The 17,879-nt window shown below is 67.3% G+C and carries 16 protein-coding genes, 1 tRNA gene and 1 pseudogene; 8 read left to right on the plus strand and 10 right to left on the minus strand.

Going from position 1 to position 17,879, the window contains the following annotated elements; genetic code table 11:
• Window positions 1-30 precede the first annotated feature (30 nt).
• The gene (locus PKE72_RS16835; protein WP_271166510.1) at window positions 31-2,817 is read right to left on the minus strand and encodes a TonB-dependent receptor; all 2,787 of its coding nucleotides are present in this window, start codon (window positions 2,815-2,817) and stop codon (window positions 31-33) included.
• A gap of 361 nt (window positions 2,818-3,178) precedes the next feature.
• Between PKE72_RS16835 and PKE72_RS16840 the strand changes: the two genes are divergently transcribed.
• Entirely contained in the window at window positions 3,179-3,979 is an 801-nt protein-coding gene (locus PKE72_RS16840) for a DeoR/GlpR family DNA-binding transcription regulator (protein ID WP_271166511.1), read from the plus strand.
• Here PKE72_RS16840 and PKE72_RS16845 read toward each other — a convergent pair whose 3' ends face one another.
• Entirely contained in the window at window positions 3,980-4,717 is a 738-nt protein-coding gene (locus PKE72_RS16845) for a UTRA domain-containing protein (protein ID WP_271166512.1), read from the minus strand.
• A gap of 214 nt (window positions 4,718-4,931) precedes the next feature.
• On the opposite strand from PKE72_RS16845, the gene PKE72_RS16850 reads away from it, so the two are divergent.
• Together PKE72_RS16850 and PKE72_RS16855 are read left to right on the plus strand one after the other, a co-directional pair.
• Complete coding sequence (locus PKE72_RS16850) at window positions 4,932-6,584, plus strand: alkaline phosphatase family protein (protein WP_271166513.1); 1,653 nt, start codon at window positions 4,932-4,934, stop codon at window positions 6,582-6,584.
• Window positions 6,585-6,686: 102 nt separating this feature from the next.
• Window positions 6,687-7,256 (plus strand): phosphonate degradation HD-domain oxygenase, encoded by a 570-nt coding sequence (locus PKE72_RS16855; RefSeq protein ID WP_271166514.1) that lies wholly within the window; start codon window positions 6,687-6,689, stop codon window positions 7,254-7,256.
• On the opposite strand, the gene phnX is transcribed toward PKE72_RS16855, so the two are convergent.
• Both phnX and PKE72_RS16865 read right to left on the minus strand, forming a co-directional pair.
• A complete protein-coding gene (phnX, locus tag PKE72_RS16860; protein ID WP_271166515.1) occupies window positions 7,253-8,056 on the minus strand; it encodes a phosphonoacetaldehyde hydrolase in 804 nt (267 codons plus the stop codon). The genes PKE72_RS16855 and phnX overlap by 4 nt on opposite strands.
• Window positions 8,053-9,186, minus strand: a complete 1,134-nt coding sequence (locus tag PKE72_RS16865) for a TIGR03364 family FAD-dependent oxidoreductase (RefSeq protein ID WP_271166516.1) — start codon at window positions 9,184-9,186, stop codon at window positions 8,053-8,055. Before PKE72_RS16865 ends, phnX begins: the two co-directional genes overlap by 4 nt.
• Window positions 9,187-9,260: 74 nt before the next feature.
• Between PKE72_RS16865 and PKE72_RS16870 the strand changes: the two genes are divergently transcribed.
• Window positions 9,261-10,547, plus strand: coding sequence for a DUF5690 family protein (locus tag PKE72_RS16870; protein ID WP_271166517.1), 1,287 nt, complete (start codon window positions 9,261-9,263; stop codon window positions 10,545-10,547).
• Window positions 10,548-10,670: 123 nt separating this feature from the next.
• Here PKE72_RS16870 and PKE72_RS16875 read toward each other — a convergent pair whose 3' ends face one another.
• The 6 genes and pseudogenes from PKE72_RS16875 to PKE72_RS16895 all read right to left on the minus strand — a co-directional run bounded on the left by PKE72_RS16875 (window position 10,671) and on the right by PKE72_RS16895 (window position 12,839).
• The gene (locus PKE72_RS16875) at window positions 10,671-11,027 is read right to left on the minus strand and encodes a helix-turn-helix domain-containing protein (protein WP_271166518.1); all 357 of its coding nucleotides are present in this window, start codon (window positions 11,025-11,027) and stop codon (window positions 10,671-10,673) included.
• A gap of 30 nt (window positions 11,028-11,057) precedes the next feature.
• Window positions 11,058-11,462 carry a hypothetical protein gene (locus PKE72_RS16880; protein WP_271166519.1) on the minus strand — a complete coding sequence of 135 codons (405 nt, stop codon included), beginning with the start codon at window positions 11,460-11,462 and terminating at the stop codon, window positions 11,058-11,060.
• Between the two features lie 28 nt (window positions 11,463-11,490).
• The gene (locus PKE72_RS16885; RefSeq protein WP_271166520.1) at window positions 11,491-11,847 is read right to left on the minus strand and encodes a hypothetical protein; all 357 of its coding nucleotides are present in this window, start codon (window positions 11,845-11,847) and stop codon (window positions 11,491-11,493) included.
• A 111-nt stretch (window positions 11,848-11,958) separates the two neighbouring features.
• A complete protein-coding gene (locus PKE72_RS16890) occupies window positions 11,959-12,228 on the minus strand; it encodes a hypothetical protein (RefSeq protein WP_271166521.1) in 270 nt (89 codons plus the stop codon).
• A 115-nt stretch (window positions 12,229-12,343) separates the two neighbouring features.
• Window positions 12,344-12,514, minus strand: a pseudogene (locus PKE72_RS17545) (response regulator transcription factor); the annotation flags it as partial.
• Between the two features lie 233 nt (window positions 12,515-12,747).
• Window positions 12,748-12,839: transfer RNA gene (locus tag PKE72_RS16895), tRNA-Ser, on the minus strand.
• 124 nt (window positions 12,840-12,963) lie between these two features.
• Here PKE72_RS16895 and PKE72_RS16900 point away from each other — a divergent pair.
• Genes PKE72_RS16900 through PKE72_RS16915 form a run of 4 tightly spaced genes read left to right on the plus strand, consistent with a single transcriptional unit; the run spans window position 12,964 to window position 17,781 of the window.
• Entirely contained in the window at window positions 12,964-14,454 is a 1,491-nt protein-coding gene (locus PKE72_RS16900; RefSeq protein ID WP_271166522.1) for an exopolysaccharide biosynthesis polyprenyl glycosylphosphotransferase, read from the plus strand.
• Window positions 14,455-14,465: 11 nt separating this feature from the next.
• Window positions 14,466-15,911 (plus strand): lipopolysaccharide biosynthesis protein, encoded by a 1,446-nt coding sequence (locus tag PKE72_RS16905; RefSeq protein WP_271166631.1) that lies wholly within the window; start codon window positions 14,466-14,468, stop codon window positions 15,909-15,911.
• Complete coding sequence (locus PKE72_RS16910; RefSeq protein ID WP_271166523.1) at window positions 15,908-16,849, plus strand: glycosyltransferase; 942 nt, start codon at window positions 15,908-15,910, stop codon at window positions 16,847-16,849. The genes PKE72_RS16905 and PKE72_RS16910 overlap by 4 nt, the downstream gene beginning before the upstream one ends.
• On the plus strand, window positions 16,849-17,781 hold the full coding sequence (locus tag PKE72_RS16915) for a glycosyltransferase family 2 protein (protein ID WP_271166524.1): 933 nt from the start codon (window positions 16,849-16,851) through the stop codon (window positions 17,779-17,781). Before PKE72_RS16910 ends, PKE72_RS16915 begins: the two co-directional genes overlap by 1 nt.
• Window positions 17,782-17,879 lie beyond the last annotated feature (98 nt).

A 17,879-nucleotide genomic window follows, 5' to 3' on the forward strand; every position in this document is an offset into this window, starting at 1 on the left:
CGGAGCGCCCAGCCTAGTCTAAGCCTCGGATCAGAACTTGTAGGTCAGGCCGGCCGTATAGGTCGTTCCGCTCTGGTTCTGATTGTACAGATATTCGTTCTGACCCCAGAACTGGGTGTCCTTCTCGTTCGTCAGATTGACCGCGTCCAGCGTCAGCTGCAGCGCGTCGGTGATGTTGAAGAAGGCCGCCGCGTCGACATAGGTGCCGCCCTCAAAGCCGCGCGTGCTGGCGCTCATGACGCTGGGGTCCCGTCCGCTGAACCACTTGGAACGGTGGTTCAGCGAGGCTCGGGCGCCCCATTGATCGGTCTCGTAATAGACCGTGGCGTTGTAGCTGGTCTTGGAGATGCCCGTCAGCGCGTCGTCGGCGTCCACATAGGTGTAGTTCGCGACCACGCCCAGATTGTCGAACGGCGCCGGCAAGAAGAACAGCTGGCTTTGCGCCGCCAGTTCCAGACCCGTCAGCTGCTTGTTGCCTTCCACGTTCACCGGCATCGAAAACTCGGTGACGATCGTCGCGGCCGTTGCGCCGGGGATCGTCGAGAAGGGCACGCCCGTCTCGCTGAACGGGACGTTCTCGAGCGTCACCGATCCGATGAAGTTCTTGATGTCCTTGTGGAAGACGCTGGCTGACATCAGGCCCACATCGCCGAAATAATATTCGACGGCGAAGTCCAGGGTGGTGTCCTTGTACGGCTCCAGGTTCGGATTGCCGCGCGACGCGGTGATCTCGCCGGTGTCCGGGTCCTGGAAGGCGCTGCCTTCGGCCGCCATCGAGCTGAGGCCCGGACGGTTCAGGTTCTGGGTCGCAGAGAAACGGACCAGCACCTCCGGCGTCACTTCCAGCACCGAGTTCATGGCCGGCAGAACGCCGTCATAACCGCCCTCGACGTCGGTCGTGCCCAGATAGGCGTAACTGTCGCCCTGGATCCAGCCGGTGCTGTGGGTGTCGGTGCTGTAGCCGCGCAGGCCGATATTGCCCCGGAACCGACGTCCGAACAGCTCACTGTCCCAGTCGGCCTGAACGAAGCCCGACACGGTCTCTTCGGTCGTCTCATAGACGTTCTCGATGTCCTGCAAGGCGCCGCCGGTGCCGTCCTTGTTCTGCTCCAGACGGTGGTACTCGTTGTACTTGGCGAAGGCCTTGTCGTAGTCGCCGACCAGCCACGATCCGAAGGCGTTGGTGAACACCGAGGTGACGTCGTTGACGGCCGTGCCGCGCATCTTCGAGCGCGTGCCGTTGACGTTGTCGTCGTAGAAGATGTCGATGCCTTCCTGACGGAATTTGTGATAGGCGACGCCGGCGCGCAGCGTCCAGGTATCGTTCAGTTCGTACCGCGCGTTCAGCTCGCCCTCGTGCAGTTCCGATTCATTGCTGAAGGCGCGGTAGTAGAACGAGTCCATCGCATAGTTGGCCGGATTGGTCGGATCCCAGTTCGGATATTCAAACGAGGCCGACTGGCCGTTCGAGCCATAGTTTGCGATCAGATTGCCCTTGGCGCGCATGTAAAGCTTGTCGTCGTACGGCGTGTCATAGGTCGACTTTTCCCAACCCACGTGACCGTCGAACTTCAGGCGGTCCGACATCTCCCACTCGCCGGTCAGCGCGACCTGGTTGAACTCGTTCTCGTTCAGCGACCGGCGGTGCTCGCTGCCGAAGGTCGTGCCCGTGACGTCAGTCATGGTGACGTAGTTGTCGCTGTCCCAGGTCAGGTCGTTGATGACCGAGGGCGACTGGAAGATCGACGGCCAGACGCCGCCTGCCGCCGTATCGAAGGCGACCGAGCCGGTGGAAGACAGCGGGCGCGTCGCCAGGTGATACTCGTCACGACGCGTGGTGAACTCGCCGTGCAGGACGTCCAGGGTCAGTTCCATGCCGTCCATCGGACGCCACTGAACCGCCGCCGTCAGGCCCAGCCGCTCCTGCTCGGCGTTCCAGGACGAGATGCGGTTCCCGTCCGCGAAATACAGGTCGCCGGACAGGAACTTCGCCTGTTCCGCAGCGGACAGGTTGGAGATGTTCAAGCCGCGCGTGACCAGGCTCTGCATCGTCGCGGCGCTGGGCTTGGAGTAGTTGTAGGTGTTGTGCCCCTGCTCAGTCGTCTCGCGCTTGCTGTAGGCGGCGGAGAAGGAGACGCCGAACACATTGTCCCAGTTCTGGGTGAACAGGGCGGCGATGCGCGGCTGGGTGTCTTCGGTATATTCGTTGGTGCCGACCTTCAGCGACAGGGCGCCGTCAGCGCCGACGCCGTAGTCGAACGGCTTGCCGGTGAACAGGCCGACGGTGCCGGCCATGCCGCCCTCTTTCTGAGCCGCCTCAAATGTCTTTTCGACCTCGACCCGCGAGAACAGTTCCGAGGCGAAGATGTTGAAATCGAACGCGCGGTCGCGCGAGCGCTGGCCGCGGCTGTCTTGCGCCGAGTCGACATTGCCCAGCACTTCCATGCCGTTCAGCTGCACCCGGGCGAAGTCCGGACCGAGGCCCCGCAGCGAGATCCGACGGCCCTCGCCCGCTTCACGGTTGATCTGCACGCCGGGCAGGCGTTGCAGCGACTCCGCCAGATTGAGGTCCGGGAACTTGGCCATATCCTCGGCCACGATGGCGTCGACCTGGATGACGGAGTCCTGCTTGATCGCGCGCGCGTCGCTCAGCGACTTACGGAAGCCGGTGACGATGATTTCGTCCACCTCGGCGGCCGGCGCCTCCTGGGCGAAGGCTGCGGAGGCGCTGACGCCGGCGACCGCCGCCGACACCGTCGCCAACAGCACCTTCTTGAGGTTCGGGCCCATGCCCCGAACGGGATATTGCTTCGACATAATCGTGTCCCCCGACAAACTGGTGTGAACCAAGCGGCTCGGTCCGACGCACGGCCAATCTGACCGCCGCCGCCAAGTGGGGCTTCATTAGGATCACGGCGTTTCAGTCGTGTGACGGTTTGAGGGAATTATGTTGAATTATGTGGTTACGTGTGGGAATTCCGCACGCCTGCCCTACCCATCCCATCGACTAAAAAACCTATTACTTATCAATACATTGGTTCGCGACCCATAAGGCCTGGACCTTTTACACCGTACCCGGAACGAAACAGCTGAGACGTCATATCGCCATTTATATGAGAGGCTTACGTCAAATTATGTGGTTGTGTGTGAGATTTGGGGTTGTTAGAGATGGCCGACCATGAGCCGTCCCGCCCTCAAAGATTCAAAACATCTCAGCCCGGGCGCCCGGCTGGCCGAGATTCTCCAGCTGTTAGAGGAGAAGGTCTTCTGGACGGTCTCCGAGCTCGCCGAGCGGTTTGAGGTGTCGGAGGAGACGATCCGCCGCGACGCCAGGCAGCTGGAGCGCAGCGGCGTCGTGCAAAAGGTGCACGGCGGCCTGTCCTCGACCAACAACCTGATCGAAGCGCCCTATCGGATCCGCCTGCGCGAAAACGCCGAGGCCAAGCAAAAGATCGCCCAGAAGGCCGCCAGCCTCGTCACCGAGGGCATGACCCTGCTGCTCGATTCAGGCACCACCTGCCACTGGCTCGCCCGCGCCCTGGCGTCGGTGCGCAACCTCACCATCGTCACCAACAGCGTCGAGATCGCACACGAGGTCCTAGGCAATCCCGGCCAGCGCCTGCTGCTGGCGGGCGGCCAGGTCAATCCGGTCCACAACGCCGCCTTCGGCCCGGAAGCCAAGTCCTTCTGCCGGCGCTTCGCGCCCGATCTGACCGTCCTGTCGATGGGCGCCGTGGACGCGGACCGGGGCTTCCTCGACTTTGACGCGGACGAGGCCTCGTTCAAACAGAGCCTGCTGGAACAGGCGCGCCGCATCGTCGTCCTGGCCGACCACACCAAGTTCGCCAAGTCCGGTTTCATCCAGGTCGCGTCCTTCCGCGACGTTCAGGATCTGGTGACCGACCTGCCCCCGTCCAGCGCCCTCTCCCGTGTCGCGGCCCAGTGGGACACCCGCCTGCACGTCGCCGATCCGACCTAGTCAGCGCACCCGCGTATCGACGCTGATCCGCACGGCGTCGTGGCGCCAGTGCTCGCGATCAAACTCCACCACCCGCCCCTGGGCGTCATAGCTGGTGCGTTGCACCGCCAGCCCCGGCAGGCCGGACTTCGCCCCCAGGACCTCAGCCTCATAGCCGGTCAGGGCGCACGGCTGCATGCTGACGACATTGCGCGCGACCGACAGCCCATAGGCGCTCTTCAATATTTCGGTCAGCGACTGGTCGAACGAAAAGCGCAACAGGTCGGGCGTCAGCGCCGCATCGACCACGATCTGCTCGACCAGGACCGCGCGACCATCCACATGCCGCCGACGCCGGATCATGTACAGCGGCGCACCCGCCCGACGCCCAAACACCTCGGCGAGCAGAGGATCAGCCACAATGGTCTCGGCGGACATGGTCTCCGTCGCCGGAACCCGCCCCTGCGCCTCCACGTAGGAGATGAAGCCTTCCCAGCGCGTCGGATCATAGACCACCGGCGGCGGCGACACATACCAGCCGCTGCGGTCCCGCCGATAGATCAGCCCCTCGGCCTCCAACTGGAACAGGCCCTCGCGCACCGTGCCGCGCGCCAGCCCCATCTCCTCCTGCAACTGTCGCTCGGACGGCAGCTTGTCGGTGGGCTTCAACTCGCCCGACGCGATCCGCCCCGCCACGCGGTCCCGCATGTCGATGTAATGAAGGCCGTCCGACCTCTGGTCTGGCGCGGTGTTCGTCATACAGGTCCCTGACTGGTCGAGCCGATTATCCGACAACAGACGATTACCACTAAGCGCACTCTTGAAGGCCGCCATTTCACGAAAGCTTCGCCAAACGCCGGCCTTCCATCTGGTATGGACCAGTCACGCCCTCATCGCAAATGCGGCGCGGACGGTCGGGAAGATCATGGCGACCCTCCCCGGCCTGGCCCGCCCTGTCTTCAGGAGCTCTTCCATGCGCACGCCCTTCCTCTGCCTCCCCCTGCTGGCGACCGCCCTCGTCGCCGCCCCACCCGCAGACGCCGAACCCCGCCGCGCCGGCCATGTCATCGTCATCGGCGTCGACGGCCTCAGCCCCGACGGCGTGAACAAGGCCGACACCCCGGTCCTCGACGACATGATGGCCAAGGGCAGCTGGAGCCTGCACGCCCGCGGCGTCCTGCCGACCACCAGCGGCGCGAACTGGGCTTCAATGATCACCGGCGCCGGCCCCGAGCAACATGGCGTCACCAGCAACGACTGGCAGGTGGGCGAGTTCAACTTCCCGACCTCGGTCACCGGCTCAGGCGGCTTCTTCCCCTCGATTTTCCAGGTCCTGACCGATCAGAACCCCGGTCTGGAAATAGGCTCCATCTACAACTGGGACGGCTTCGGCCGGCTCTACGATCACCGCTTCGTCGACTATGACGCCCATGGCGCGGACGAGGACAGAACCACCGACCTGGCCGTCGACTATATCAAGGCCCGGCGCCCGGACTTCCTCTTCATCCACCTGGACCATGTCGATCACGCCGGACACGCCGACGGCCACGGCACGCCCCACTACTATGAAGCGGTGACCAAGGCCGACGCCCTGATCGGTCGCATCCGCCAGGCGACGGTCGAGGCCGGCATCGCAGAGGACACGGTCATTCTGGTGACGTCCGATCACGGCGGCGTCGGCAAGGGCCATGGCGGAGAAAGCCTGGCCGAGCTGGAAATCCCCTGGATCGTATATGGCGAAGGCGTCAAACCGGGCGTCGAACTGGACCTGCCCATCAACACCTTCGACACCGGCGCGACGGTCGCCTGGCTGCTGGGCGCCGACATCCCCTACGCCTGGTTGGGCCGCCCGGTCCGGCCGATCCTTCAGGGCGAGGCCATGCCGGTCCAGGCCTATCGCACCAGCAGCTTCTACGCCTCTCCGGCCATCCTGCCGGCCGGCATGGGCAACACCCCTCCCGGCGGCCTGTTCGTTGATGGCCCGGCCCAAATGAGCCTGCAAAACCCGAACGCCGTCGGCGAGTTGCGCTACACGCTCGACAACTCGACGCCGACGCCCGCCTCCCCCCTCTATGCGGAGCCGGTCGAGATCACCCGCAACACCATTGTTCGGGCCGGCCTGTTCGTCGATGGAAAGCCGGCCAGCGTCCCGTCGGTCGGCTATTTCCGCGTCCTGGACCCGCGCATCGCCGCGAGCAGGGGCGTGACCTACAGCGTCTATCTGCTGCCCGAAGCCCCGGTGCGGCTGCCCGACTTCTCCCGCCTGACGCCGGTCGCGTCCGGCAAGGCGCATGAGATCACGATCGACGGCCTGCCCCTGCCGCGCGAGGACGCCGTCGCCGTGGTGTTCGAAGGCCAGATCCAGATCGACACCGCCGGCGAATACGGCTTCTCGACCGCCTCGGACGACGGCAGCAAGCTCTACATCGACGGCAAGACGGTCGTCGACAATGACGGCGACCACGGCGTGATAACCGCCGCCGGCACGATCCGCCTAGAACCCGGCAAGCACGCCATTCGCGTCGAATGGTTCAACGGCGGCGGCGGCGCCTGGCTAGGCGCCTATTTCGAGGGTCCGGGCGTTCCGCGCCAGTTCATCGACCCGAACCGGTTGACCCCGCGCTGAAGAGGCTGGCTGGGGATGATCCGGCGGCGGCCGCTCGATCACCCCCGCCTACCCACATTCCGGCGTTTCTGGTATAGACCAGAAAACACCTACTGAGCACCCATGCCCCGCCCTGCTTCACCTGAAGACTTCATCGCTGTCATCTTCGACCTGTTCGAGCGGATGGGCGGCGACCACTACGGCGAGGCCGTGACCCAGCTGGATCACGCCCTTCAGACGGCGCACCACGCCCGCGAAGCCGGGGAAACGGACACCCTCGTCGCCGCCGCCCTCCTGCACGACATCGGCCACCTGCTGCAGAAACACGGACAGGATGCGGCGGATCGCGGCATAGACGCCGTGCACGAACGGATCGGCGCCGCCTGGCTGGCTCAGGCCTTCGCGCCCGAGGTTTCGGAACCGGTCCGACTCCACGTCGAGGCCAAACGCTATCTGGCGACCGCAGAGCCCGGCTATGCCGACGCCCTCAGCCCCGCCTCGCTCCAAAGCCTGCATCTCCAGGGCGGCCCGATGAACGAAGACGAGGCCGCCGTCTTCCGCACCCATCCCCATTTCGACACGTCCATCCGCCTGCGTCGCTATGACGAGATGGGCAAGACCGAAGGGGCCGTCATCGCCCCCCTCTCCGCCTACAAGGACATGCTGACGGCGCTGGCCGTGCAGTCAGCCTAGGCCGCGCGGCGGGCCGCCTCGGCCTCCAGCGCCGGGACCAGATCCGCGACCGTATCGATCACCAGATCGGCGCCCGCCGCATAGAGCCGCTCGGACGCCTCGGCCCGCAACGACGCGCGCGCCTCCGGCGGCAACGCCGCCAGCGCCTGTTCGGTCAGCCCGACCATATTGCCCGAGACGGCCACCCCGACGGTGAAACAGCCGGCGTTGCGGCCCTCGGCCATGCCCACCTCCGCGTCGTCGACCTTAACCACCCGCGACAGGGGCCAGACGTCCAGATCCAGACAGGCCTTGTAGATCATCTGCGGCGACGGGCGTCCTTGCGGCGTCTCGTGCGCGCAAACCACCGTGTCCGGCGCGTATCCCTGCTGCGCCGCGCGCGACAGAACGGCCTGCATCATCGCCCGCGTATAGCCGGTGCAGGACCCGATCTTCAGTCCCTCGACGCGCAGCCATGCCACCGTGTCCGCCGCCCCCGGGATCAGGGCGGCGGTCTCGTGCGCCAGGCGGATCATCGGCGCCTCCAGCGCGGCCATGACTTTATCGACCGCCGCCGCATCCGGCTCGCCGCCCTGGGCCGTGCGCCAGGCCTGAGCGACCTCGGCCTGTTCGAACAGAGCGCGCACATGGTCCGCCTTGGCCCGCCCCATGTCCTTGCGCGCCTCCGCCTCCTCGACCGTCACGCCCAGGCCGGCGAAGGCCTCGATCAGGGCCAGGACCGGGGCCCGGCTGCCGAAATCGACCATGGTGCCGGCCCAGTCGAACACCACCATGTCGAAACAGTCGCGAATACGGGTCATGACCGGGCGGTCTCCTCGAAAAGATCGGCGATCGCCTCCTCGGCGAAGGCGAAGGCGGTGGAGGCGCCGTTGCCGGCGGTGACCACCGCCAGACGGACGCGGGGATGGGGGGCGGCGATCAGGCTGCCGGTCGCGCCCTTCGCATAGGTGCCGACCCAGCGATCCACCACCGGCGGCGCGGCCTGACCCGTGGCGGCGCGCCATTCGTCCAGGATCAGCCGCTCGACCGCCTCGCTGGCGAAGGGATCGGGCGTGTCGGCGTCATGGTGGCTGTCGCCGACCACCAGGGCGCCGTCGGCGTCCTGGACCGCGATCAGATGGACGCCGTTGGCCAGGGCCTCGCCCTGCTCCGCCTCCAGCCGCGCTCGCAGGGCGGCGGCCTGCGGCAGGTCCGCATAACCGCCGTAGCGCACCAGCCCCAGATCCGACATCACCGGCGCCGGCAGGACGAACCCCGGCGAGGCCAGCCGCACCATCTGCAACTTGCACCGTTCCAGTCCGGTATCCGCCAGATATTCGGGATACAGGCTGACCAGATCGTCGCCAGGACAGACCACCACCGCCTCCGCCTCGACCACGCCCCGCGCGGTGATGATGCGCGGCGGCTCGACCGCATGGACCGCCGTCTGGCGCATGAAGACCACGCCGAAGCGCGCAGCCAGCCAGTCGGCCAGCTTCGGAATGGCGGTCCGAGAATCCACCCGCCGCTCATGCGGGCTCCACAACACCCCGACGGTCTGATCGCCAACGACCGTCGGCGCTCGCTCGCGCGCCGCCTGCGGCGTCAGCAGCCGGCATCCCTCGCCCATCTCCGTCTCGAGGAAAGCCTCCAGGACCGCCAGGGATTCAGGCCGTCGCACCGACATCCACAGGCCCCGCTGAACCACGGCGATCCCGGCCTCCCCCACGACCTCGTCCCAGACGTCGCGACTACGCACCGCCCGTTCCCAGATCGCGCCACGCGGCTGACCGGTCACGGTTACGAAGCCGAAATTGCGGATCGAGGCCCCGTTCGCCTGGGCGTCGCGGTCGATCACCACGACCGACAGCCCGCGCCGCGCGGCGGCCAGGGCGGCGGCCAGGCCCACGATCCCCGCCCCCACCACGGCGACGTCGTAACCGGTCTTCATGCCTCGCCGCTCCGTCATCCAGCCGTCGTACGTCTGGTCTAGACCACGCGTATGCAACAGGGGCAAGACACGTGATGGATCGGCTACGGCTCTGGCTGGCGCGGGCGCATCCCGTCGCCTTCGTCCTGTTCGCGGGTCTGGCGGGCTTCTGCGCCTACTTCTCGATGTACGCCTTCCGCAAACCCTTCACGGCGGCCACCTTCGACGTCGTCGCGGGCTGGGACTTCGCCCTGGATTACAAGGTGGCCCTGGTCATCGCTCAGGTCGCGGGCTACGCCCTGTCCAAGCTGGCGGGGGTCAAGCTGATCGCGGAGATGCGACCCGAGCGACGGGCGATCGCCATCCTGGTCCTGATCGGAATTTCGTGGCTGGCCCTGGTGCTGTTCGCCGTCGTCCCCGCGCCCTGGAACGTCGCCGCCCTGTTCCTGAACGGCCTGCCGCTGGGCCTGATCTGGGGTCTGGTGTTCGGCTTCATGGAGGGCCGACGCACCAGCGAAGTCCTGGGCGCCATTCTCTGCGCCAGCTTCATTCTGTCGTCCGGCGTGGTGAAGTCTGTGGGCAAGGCCCTGATGGACACCGCCAGCGTCAGCCCCTTCTGGATGCCGGCGGCGACCGGCGTCGTCTTCATGCCCCTGCTGGCGATCTCGGTCCTGGCGCTGGCCGCCCTGCCCCCGCCCAGCCCCGCCGACGAGGCCGAACGGGTCGCCCGCCGCCCGATGATGGCCAAGGAGCGCACCGCCTTCCTGGCGGCCCACTGGCCGGCCCTGCTGCTGCTCGTCTCTGCCTATGTGGCCCTGACCGCCTTCCGCGACCTGCGCGACAATTTCGCCGCCGAGATCTGGCGCGCCCTGGGCTACGGCGACGCCGCCGACGTCTTCACCGCCAGCGAGGGCCCCGTCGCGGCCCTGTCCCTGGTGACCATGGGACTGCTGATTCTGGTCAAGAACAACGGCCGGGCCCTGCTGCTGATTCACGGGGTGATCCTGGCAGGCTTCGCCTTGATGGGCCTGTCGACCTTGGCCTTCCAGCAGCACCTGCTGTCCCCCATCGCCTGGATGATCGCCAGCGGCGCCGGCCTTTATCTGGCCTACACCCCGTTCAACGCCATGCTGTTCGACCGGATGATCGCCTATACAGGCACGGTCGCCACCGCCGGCTTCCTGATTTATGTCGCCGACGCCTCGGGCTATATGGGCAGCGTCGTCCTGCTGCTGGTCCGCAACATCGCCGCCATCGACCTGCCCTGGCTCCCCTTCTTCATCACCGCCGCCTACGCCACCAGCGCCGTAGGCATGACCCTCGTTGCAGTCGCCGCAGCCCTATTCCTGCGTAGCCACACACGGGGAGCGCAAAGCGCCTAGCGGAAGCCGGCACTCAGGCCTTTTTGGCAAGCCAGTTTAGAAAGAGCGGAAGAAACCGTCAGCAATCCCCGACGGTCAGGCTTCCCCTCTCGCATGACAACGCACCCGCAAAGGACTCTTGTTTCAGCGCACAGTCGCCAAAGCCCGCGCCGTACCCAGCAAGGCGGCGCGCTGCCGGCCGCCCATGCTATCGTAGAGGCTGGCCAGTTCGTCCAACACCTCGCCGCGTGACGGCTCCCCGGATCCGTCCACCTTCGGATAGAAATCCATAACCGAACAGCCCAAAGCTGCGGACGCCTTGGCCAGTGTCGAGGCGGCCATGCGGTTCACGCCGCGTTCGTACTTCTGCACCTGCTGAAATGTAACCCCCAGCGACTGGGCCAACTTGGCCTGCGTCAAGCGCTCGCGTTGGCGCAACGCCCTCAGCTGCGCCCCCACGTGGACGTCTATGGGGTCGAGGGCATCATGCTGTACAGCCATCGGGCTTCTCTCTTTAGTCAGACGACCCCGTTATAGCGTCGGTTGCCTTGGACGCCAGAGGACACCCCCGAGAAGCGAGGCAATAAGGGCGATATTCCAAACATAATAGGCGGTGACATAGGCCCATTGCTCCAGCGCCCTATTGGTGGCGAACACATAGTGCGTCGCCAGCACCAGAAATTGAAACCCAGCCGCAGCCTGTGTCCAGCGCCGACCCGATTGCAACGCCGCATAGAGCAGAAACAGGAAGACCGCCGAATCAGCCGCAATGGCGGCCCAAGGCGCGTTTCGATAATCGAACGAGCCGAGCTCAGTCACCGCCCACGCGAGACCAAGCACGACCGCAGCCGCCTTCTCCCAAAGACCGCCTCGCCAAAACGCGAGCGCGGCGGTCAGAAGGAAAAGGCACAGGGTGAACAGATAGATCGGCGACATGGACGCACCGTATCACCATCGCACTGATTCAGGCGGCCTCTGTAACCACCATCAGACGCGTCTCCCGAGGCACTTGAGTCTCCGCCTTCTCCAGCCCCCCCAGCCGGACGCTGCGGAATTTGGTTTGTTCCTTCACCTCGGCAAGGGCGTTGTGCAACTGCACCATCGCCTCTTGCGCCTCGATCTGGGCCGCCATGGCGCGGGCCAGGGCGTTGAAGGCCGGCTGGCCGACGGTGGGGGACAGCCCAGCCTCCTTGCGGCTTCGGGTAAGCGCCTGGGCGAGTTTGCCCAGACGGTTGATTGATTGATCCTGTCCGGCTTCAGCCAGGTGTAGGGCATGGTGGAGGCGTGCAGCGATAGCCGCCGCCTGTTCGGCGCGTTTCATTTGGGGTCCGTTGGAAAAGAGCAAGAGCCGCCAGTCAGCCGCCGTAGCGCAGTCTCTGCAGCAGGAAGGCGAACTGTTCGGCCCCGGCGAGGGCTGTGACGATCCAGACCGCTACGGCTGCGACGCCGAAAACGATGAGGATGCTTCCGAGCCGCCTGTGTCCGAGGTCGAGGGACTGAACTTCGCGTCCAGCATCGCGGAAGCGATGTAGAACAGTTCGGTCATCACCCCGCCAGGCGTTAGGAAGTGGGCTTGCTTGCGCGTGCCCTCCACCAAATGCCGGATCATGAGGCGCTTCGTTTCCGTGGTCGCCATCGTCGCTAGGATGGCTTCCATTTCGCGCCAGCTGATGGGCGGGATGGTATCGTCGAGATGGGTCATGGGGCGTCCTTTCAGCCGCTCCAACTGGCCCGATCCCCAACGTCGCCGCCATTGCGACCCCTTCGTATTGGGAATCGTTCGGAGGGCCCTCGACCGCCGCCAACACCAATGCCGCCGCCACCCGGTTCTCGACCGCAAGCTTACGCGCGGCGTTCTCGCAATGCTTGTCCACGGTCCCGGGCTTGATCCCCAGAGTCCGCGCGATCTGCTTGGAATTATGGTGCGCGTGGACCAGCCGCAGACATTCGCGCTCTCGCGCCGTCAGCAGTTCCAAAATCTCGGACATCGCCGTCTCCCCCTCGCCCCACCTATGTCGCGCGGACGACGCCGAGCGGCAACGGTATTAACGCGAATTCGCCAGCCTCCGGCGGGCGCTCCAAACGCGTCCATAACGCGGCACGCCGATCATCGTCTCGGTACGCGCCTCAGCCGACCTTACGGCCAGCTGCCGCGAGGCGCAGGCGTGACGATCGCGCTGCTACGGATCGGCCAAGGAGTTGGTTTAGGGATTTGAGGGGGTGGCGGAGACGGAGGGATTCGAACCCTCGGTACCCCTTACGGGGTACGACGATTTAGCAAACCGTTGCCTTCAGCCACTCGGCCACGTCTCCAGCGAAGGGCTCGATAGCCGAGCATGATGCGTCGTGCAATCCGGTTCGAAGCAAAGACTTGTTGTTAACGCGACATAGAGGCGAACCGTGCTCTCTGGAGGCTCTTCCAGACCCACGGATCGCCATGCCTGACTGCGCCTCTTCCCTCGCCCCCGCGACCATGATCGACGGGGCGGCGTCCGGACGGGCCGGGCGGGGTCCGTTTCGGCCGGAGGTCTGGCTGAATGCGCGCCAGAGGTCCAGCGTGCGCCTGGCTGTCTATTATTTCCGCGCCGCCGATGTCGCGGTCGCCGCCGGCCTGGCCCTCGCGGCCCTGTGGGCGCTGGGGGATCTGGATCCCCGGACCCTCACCCTGGGCGCCGTCATCCCCCTGGCCGTGGGCGCGGTCGCGATCCTGGCCCTTCTGCGCGGCCTGGGCCTGTATCGATTCGGGCCGAACCCGGCGCCCCTGATCCATCTGGCCTGCGTGGTCCTGGCCGGCGGGCTGGCGACCGGGGCGGCGCTGGGCCTGGGTCTCGCGCTGGGCCAGGGTCTGGGCCCGGTGATTCCCTGGGGCGTGGGGACGACCCTGGTCCTGATCGCCCTGCACGGCCTGTGGCTGACGCTGGTGGCGCGTTGGCGTCGCCAAGGCGCCCTGTCGCCCAACATCGTCATCGTGGGCGCCACCCGTAACGCCGAGGCCCTGATCGAGCGGGCTCTTGAGCGGCGCGACCTCAATGTGCTGGGCGTGTTCGACGACCGACTGGCCCGTTCGCCCGACAGCCTGGCCGGGGTGCCCGTGCTCGGGGCCGCCGACGCCCTGCTGAGCCACCGGATGCTGCCCTATGTCGACCGCATCATCCTGGCCATCGACGCCGAGGCCGGGCCGCGCGTGCGCGACCTGACGCGCCGGCTCGAGACCCTGCCCAATCCGCTGACCATCCTCGTCGATTCCGAGACCGGGCGGGACGCGGTCCTGACCCGGCTGGCCGGCGCCCCCCTGGCCCAGATCGGCGGCGGCAGCCCCGACGCCCGCGCCTTCGTCAAACGGCTGCAAGATCTGGTCATCGGCGCCCTGGCCCTGATCGCCGCCGCCCCGGTCATGGCGGTGATCGCCCTGGCCATCCGCCTGGACAGCCCCGGCCCGATCTTCTTCCGCCAGCGCCGCCACGGCTTCAACCAGGAAGCCATTGTGGTGTGGAAATTCCGCTCGATGCGCCACGCCGCCGCCGACGCCACCGCCAGCCGCCAGATCACCGCCAATGACGACCGTGTCACCCGTGTCGGCCGCTTCATCCGCGCCACCAGCCTGGACGAGCTGCCCCAGATCTTCAACGTCCTGACCGGCGAGATGTCCCTGGTCGGTCCCCGCCCCCACGCCATCGGCATGAAGACCGGCGAGACCGAATCCGCTCTGCTGGTCGCCGAATACGCCCACCGCCACCGCATCAAGCCCGGCATGACCGGCTGGGCCGCCATCAAGGGCTCGCGCGGCCCGGTCAACACCGAGGCCGAGGTGCGCCGCCGGGTTGAGCTGGACGTCGACTATATCCAGCGCCAGTCCTTCTGGCTGGACTTGTGGATCATTCTGATCACCGTGCCCGTCCTGCTGGGCGACCGGGCCGCCGTCAGGTGAGCGAGACGCGCATGTTCTGGCGCGGCGTCTGGGGCTATCTGCCGGCCCAGATCGTCCAGGGCGTGGTCGGTTTCCTGACCATCGTCGTCTTCACCCGCCTGCTCAGCCCCGAGGATTTCGGCCGTTACGCCCTGGCCTTCTCGGTCACCAGCCTGGCCCATACGGTCAGCTTCAGCTGGCTGGAGGCCGCTATGGCCCGCTTCTGGGCGGCCGAGCGCACGCCGGGCGGCTTGGCCACCCATTTCGCCAGCCTGTACCGGACGTCTTTCGCCGTGATCGCCGTCTTCGTGCCGCTGGCCGCCCTGGTGGTCTGGCTTCTGCCCCTGACCCCGGCCTTCAAGCTGGCGGTCGGATTCGGCCTGGCCGGGGCGCCGATCCGCAACCTGGCCAAGCTCGCGCAGGAGCGTTATCGCGCGGCCGGCGAGGTGTCCAAGGCCGCCACGGTCGATATGGCCGTCGCCGTCCTGGGCTTCCTGGTCGGGGCCGGTTTCGCCCTGGCCGGCGCCGGTGCGGCCTCGCCCCTGCTGGGACTGATGATCGCCCCGCTGTTCGCCCTGCCCTTCATCCTGCCGGGCGAACTGCGCCAGTCGGCCGGCGGAACCGTGGATCGCGCGCGGCTGAAGGCCTACGCCGCCTACGGCTATCCGATCGCGGCGTCGCTGACCCTGGCCCTGGTCCTGGCCTCGACCGACCGTTTCCTGCTGGCGGCCTTCATGGATGCGGCGGCGGTCGGCGCCTATCACGCCAGCTACAGCCTGGCGAACCGCACCCTGGACGTGATGTTCATCTGGCTGGGCGCAGCCGGCGCCCCGGCCATGGTCATGGCGCTGGAGCGCGGCGGTCGCGAGGCTCTGCGCCAGACGGCCCTGGAACAGGGCTCGACCCTGATCCTGATCGGCCTGCCCGCCGCCGTCGGCCTGTCCCTGGTCGCTCGCCCCCTCGCCGAGCTGATGATCGGCCCCGAGCTGCGCGTCGCCGCCGCCCTGGTGACGCCCTGGATCGCGGCCTCGGCCTTCATGTCCGGCCTGATCGCCTATTATTTCGGTTTCGGCTTCACCCTGGGCAAGAAGACCGGCCTGCTGCTGGTCACCATGGCTGTTCCGGCGCTGGCCAACATCGTCCTGAACCTGGTGCTGATCCCCCGGCTGGGCGTGCTGGGCGCCGCCGTCGCCACAGCCCTCAGCTTCGCCATAGGCCTGGTCGCCTGTCTGCTGATCAGCCGCCGCGCCATCGCCCTGCCCGTTCCGTGGGAAGCCCTGATCCGTTGCGGCGTCGCTTCGACCGGCATGGCCCTGGTGGTCTGGCGCCTTCCGCCGCTGGGCGGTTTTGTTGAACTGGTGCTGGACGCGAGCGTCGGCGGACTGGTCTATGCGGCCCTGGCGCTCACCCTGAACGCCGCCGGGGTGCGCGACGTGCTGAACCGACTGATCCAGTCCCGACGGGGGGCGACGGCATGAGCGGCTCCCGCGCCGACATCCACGACAACCCCGGCTGGGCCGCCGCCCGGCCCGTCCTGTCGGTCCTGATCCCCTTCCTGCGCGACGATCCCGAACCCCTGCTGCGTCGGCTGGATACCGAAGGCTCCGCCCTGGCCGGCCGGGTCGAGCTGATCCTGCTGGACGACGGCACCGGCGACGCCGCCCTGACCGCCCGGCTGAAGGCGGCGCTGGACGCCCTGGCCCTGCCCGCCCGGCTCGTCACCCTGTCCGCCAACGAAGGCCGGGCGCGCGGTCGCAACCGGCTGACCATCGCCGCCCGCGCCGGGTCCTGGCTATTCCTCGACAGCGACATGAAGCCGGACAGCCCGCGCTTCCTCCAGACCTGGGTCGATCTGATCACGCGCGACGACCCGGCTGTAGCCTTCGGCGGTTTCTCGCTGAAACAGGCGCCGCGCGACCGCCGCTTCGCCGTCCACCGCGCCCTGTCCGGCGCCAGCGAGTGCGTCCGCGCCGCCCAGCGCGCCAAGACGCCCGAGAAATACGTCTACACCTCCAACCTGCTGGTCCGGCGCGATGTCTTCGCCGTCGAATCCTTCGACCCCGGCTTCACAGGCTGGGGCTGGGAGGATGTCGAATGGGCCATGCGGGTCGCCCGCCGGTTCCAGGTGGTTCACATCGACAACCCGGCCACGCACATGGGCCTGGACACGGTGGCGGACCTGGCGCGCAAGTTTGACCAGGGCGCCGCCAACTTCGCCCGCGTCGTCGCCCTGCACCCGGCCATCGTCCAGACCTACCCCAGCTACAAGGCCGCCCGCGCCCTGAAACGGCTGCCTTCCCTGCCCCTGATCCGTCGCATGGCCCGGGGTGCGGCCCTGTCGCCCCTGTTGCCGACCCGCACCCGCGCCTTCGCCCTGCGCCTGTATCGCGCCGCCGTCTATGCGGACGCGATCTGATGCAGAATGTCGCCGTCGTCATTCCCACCCTGCGTCGCCCGGCCATGCTGGAGCGGGCCCTGCGTTCGGTCTTCGCCCAGGTCGGGTCGCTGGACCGGATCGCCGCCGTGGTCGTCGCCGACAATGACCCCGACGGTTCGGCCGCCGCCCTGATCGACCGCCTGCGGGCCGAGACGCCGGTTCCCTTGACCTACGCCCACGCCCCCGTCCCCGGCGTCGCCACGGCCCGCAACATCGGCTTGGCCGCTACGGACGCTCCCCTGATCGCCTTCCTCGACGACGACGAGGCCGCCTCCCCCGGCTGGCTGGCCGCCCTGTTGCAGGCCCAGTCTCAGACCGGCGCCGACGTCCTGTTCGGCCCCATCCGCGGTCGTGTGCCCGACGGAACCGGCTGGACCACCCCCTATCTGGAGCGGTTCTTCGGCCGCGACGGCCCGACCCAGACCGGCCTGACCGACCAGATCCACGGCTGCGGCAACAGCCTGATGGTCCGCGCCACCGCCCTGCCCGGCCCCGCCCCCTTCGATGCCGCCATGGACCAGACCGGGGGCGAGGACGACCGCCTGTTCACCGCCCTGCAAGCGCGCGGCGGCCGGTTCGGCTGGGCCGCAGACGCCTGGGTGGACGAGTTCGCGCCCCCCGACCGCGCCACCCTGAACTACGCCCTGCTGCGCGCCTTCGCCTATGGCCAGAGCCCCAGCCAGATGGCCGCCGCCCGCCGCGACTGGCCCGGCGTCGCCCGCTGGATGCTGATCGGCGCCGCCCAGGCCGCCGTCTGGGCCCTCGCCTCCCTCGCCCTGACCCTGCTTCGCCGCCCCGCCCGCGCCGAAACCCTGGACCGCACCGCGCGGGGATTGGGCAAGATCTTCTGGACCAAAGGGTTCGAGCCGAAACTCTATGGCGCGGCGATGATGAGGCGGAGCACCACCTGAGCCGGGACGATGGGCCCGCGCGCACAATTCCGAAGACGAACCGTCGTATTATCAAGCGGTTGAATATTAAAAGGGCGATCAAACCAACGCCCTGCGGA

The organism is Brevundimonas intermedia (assembly GCF_027922165.1).
GTDB lineage: Bacteria > Pseudomonadota > Alphaproteobacteria > Caulobacterales > Caulobacteraceae > Brevundimonas > Brevundimonas intermedia.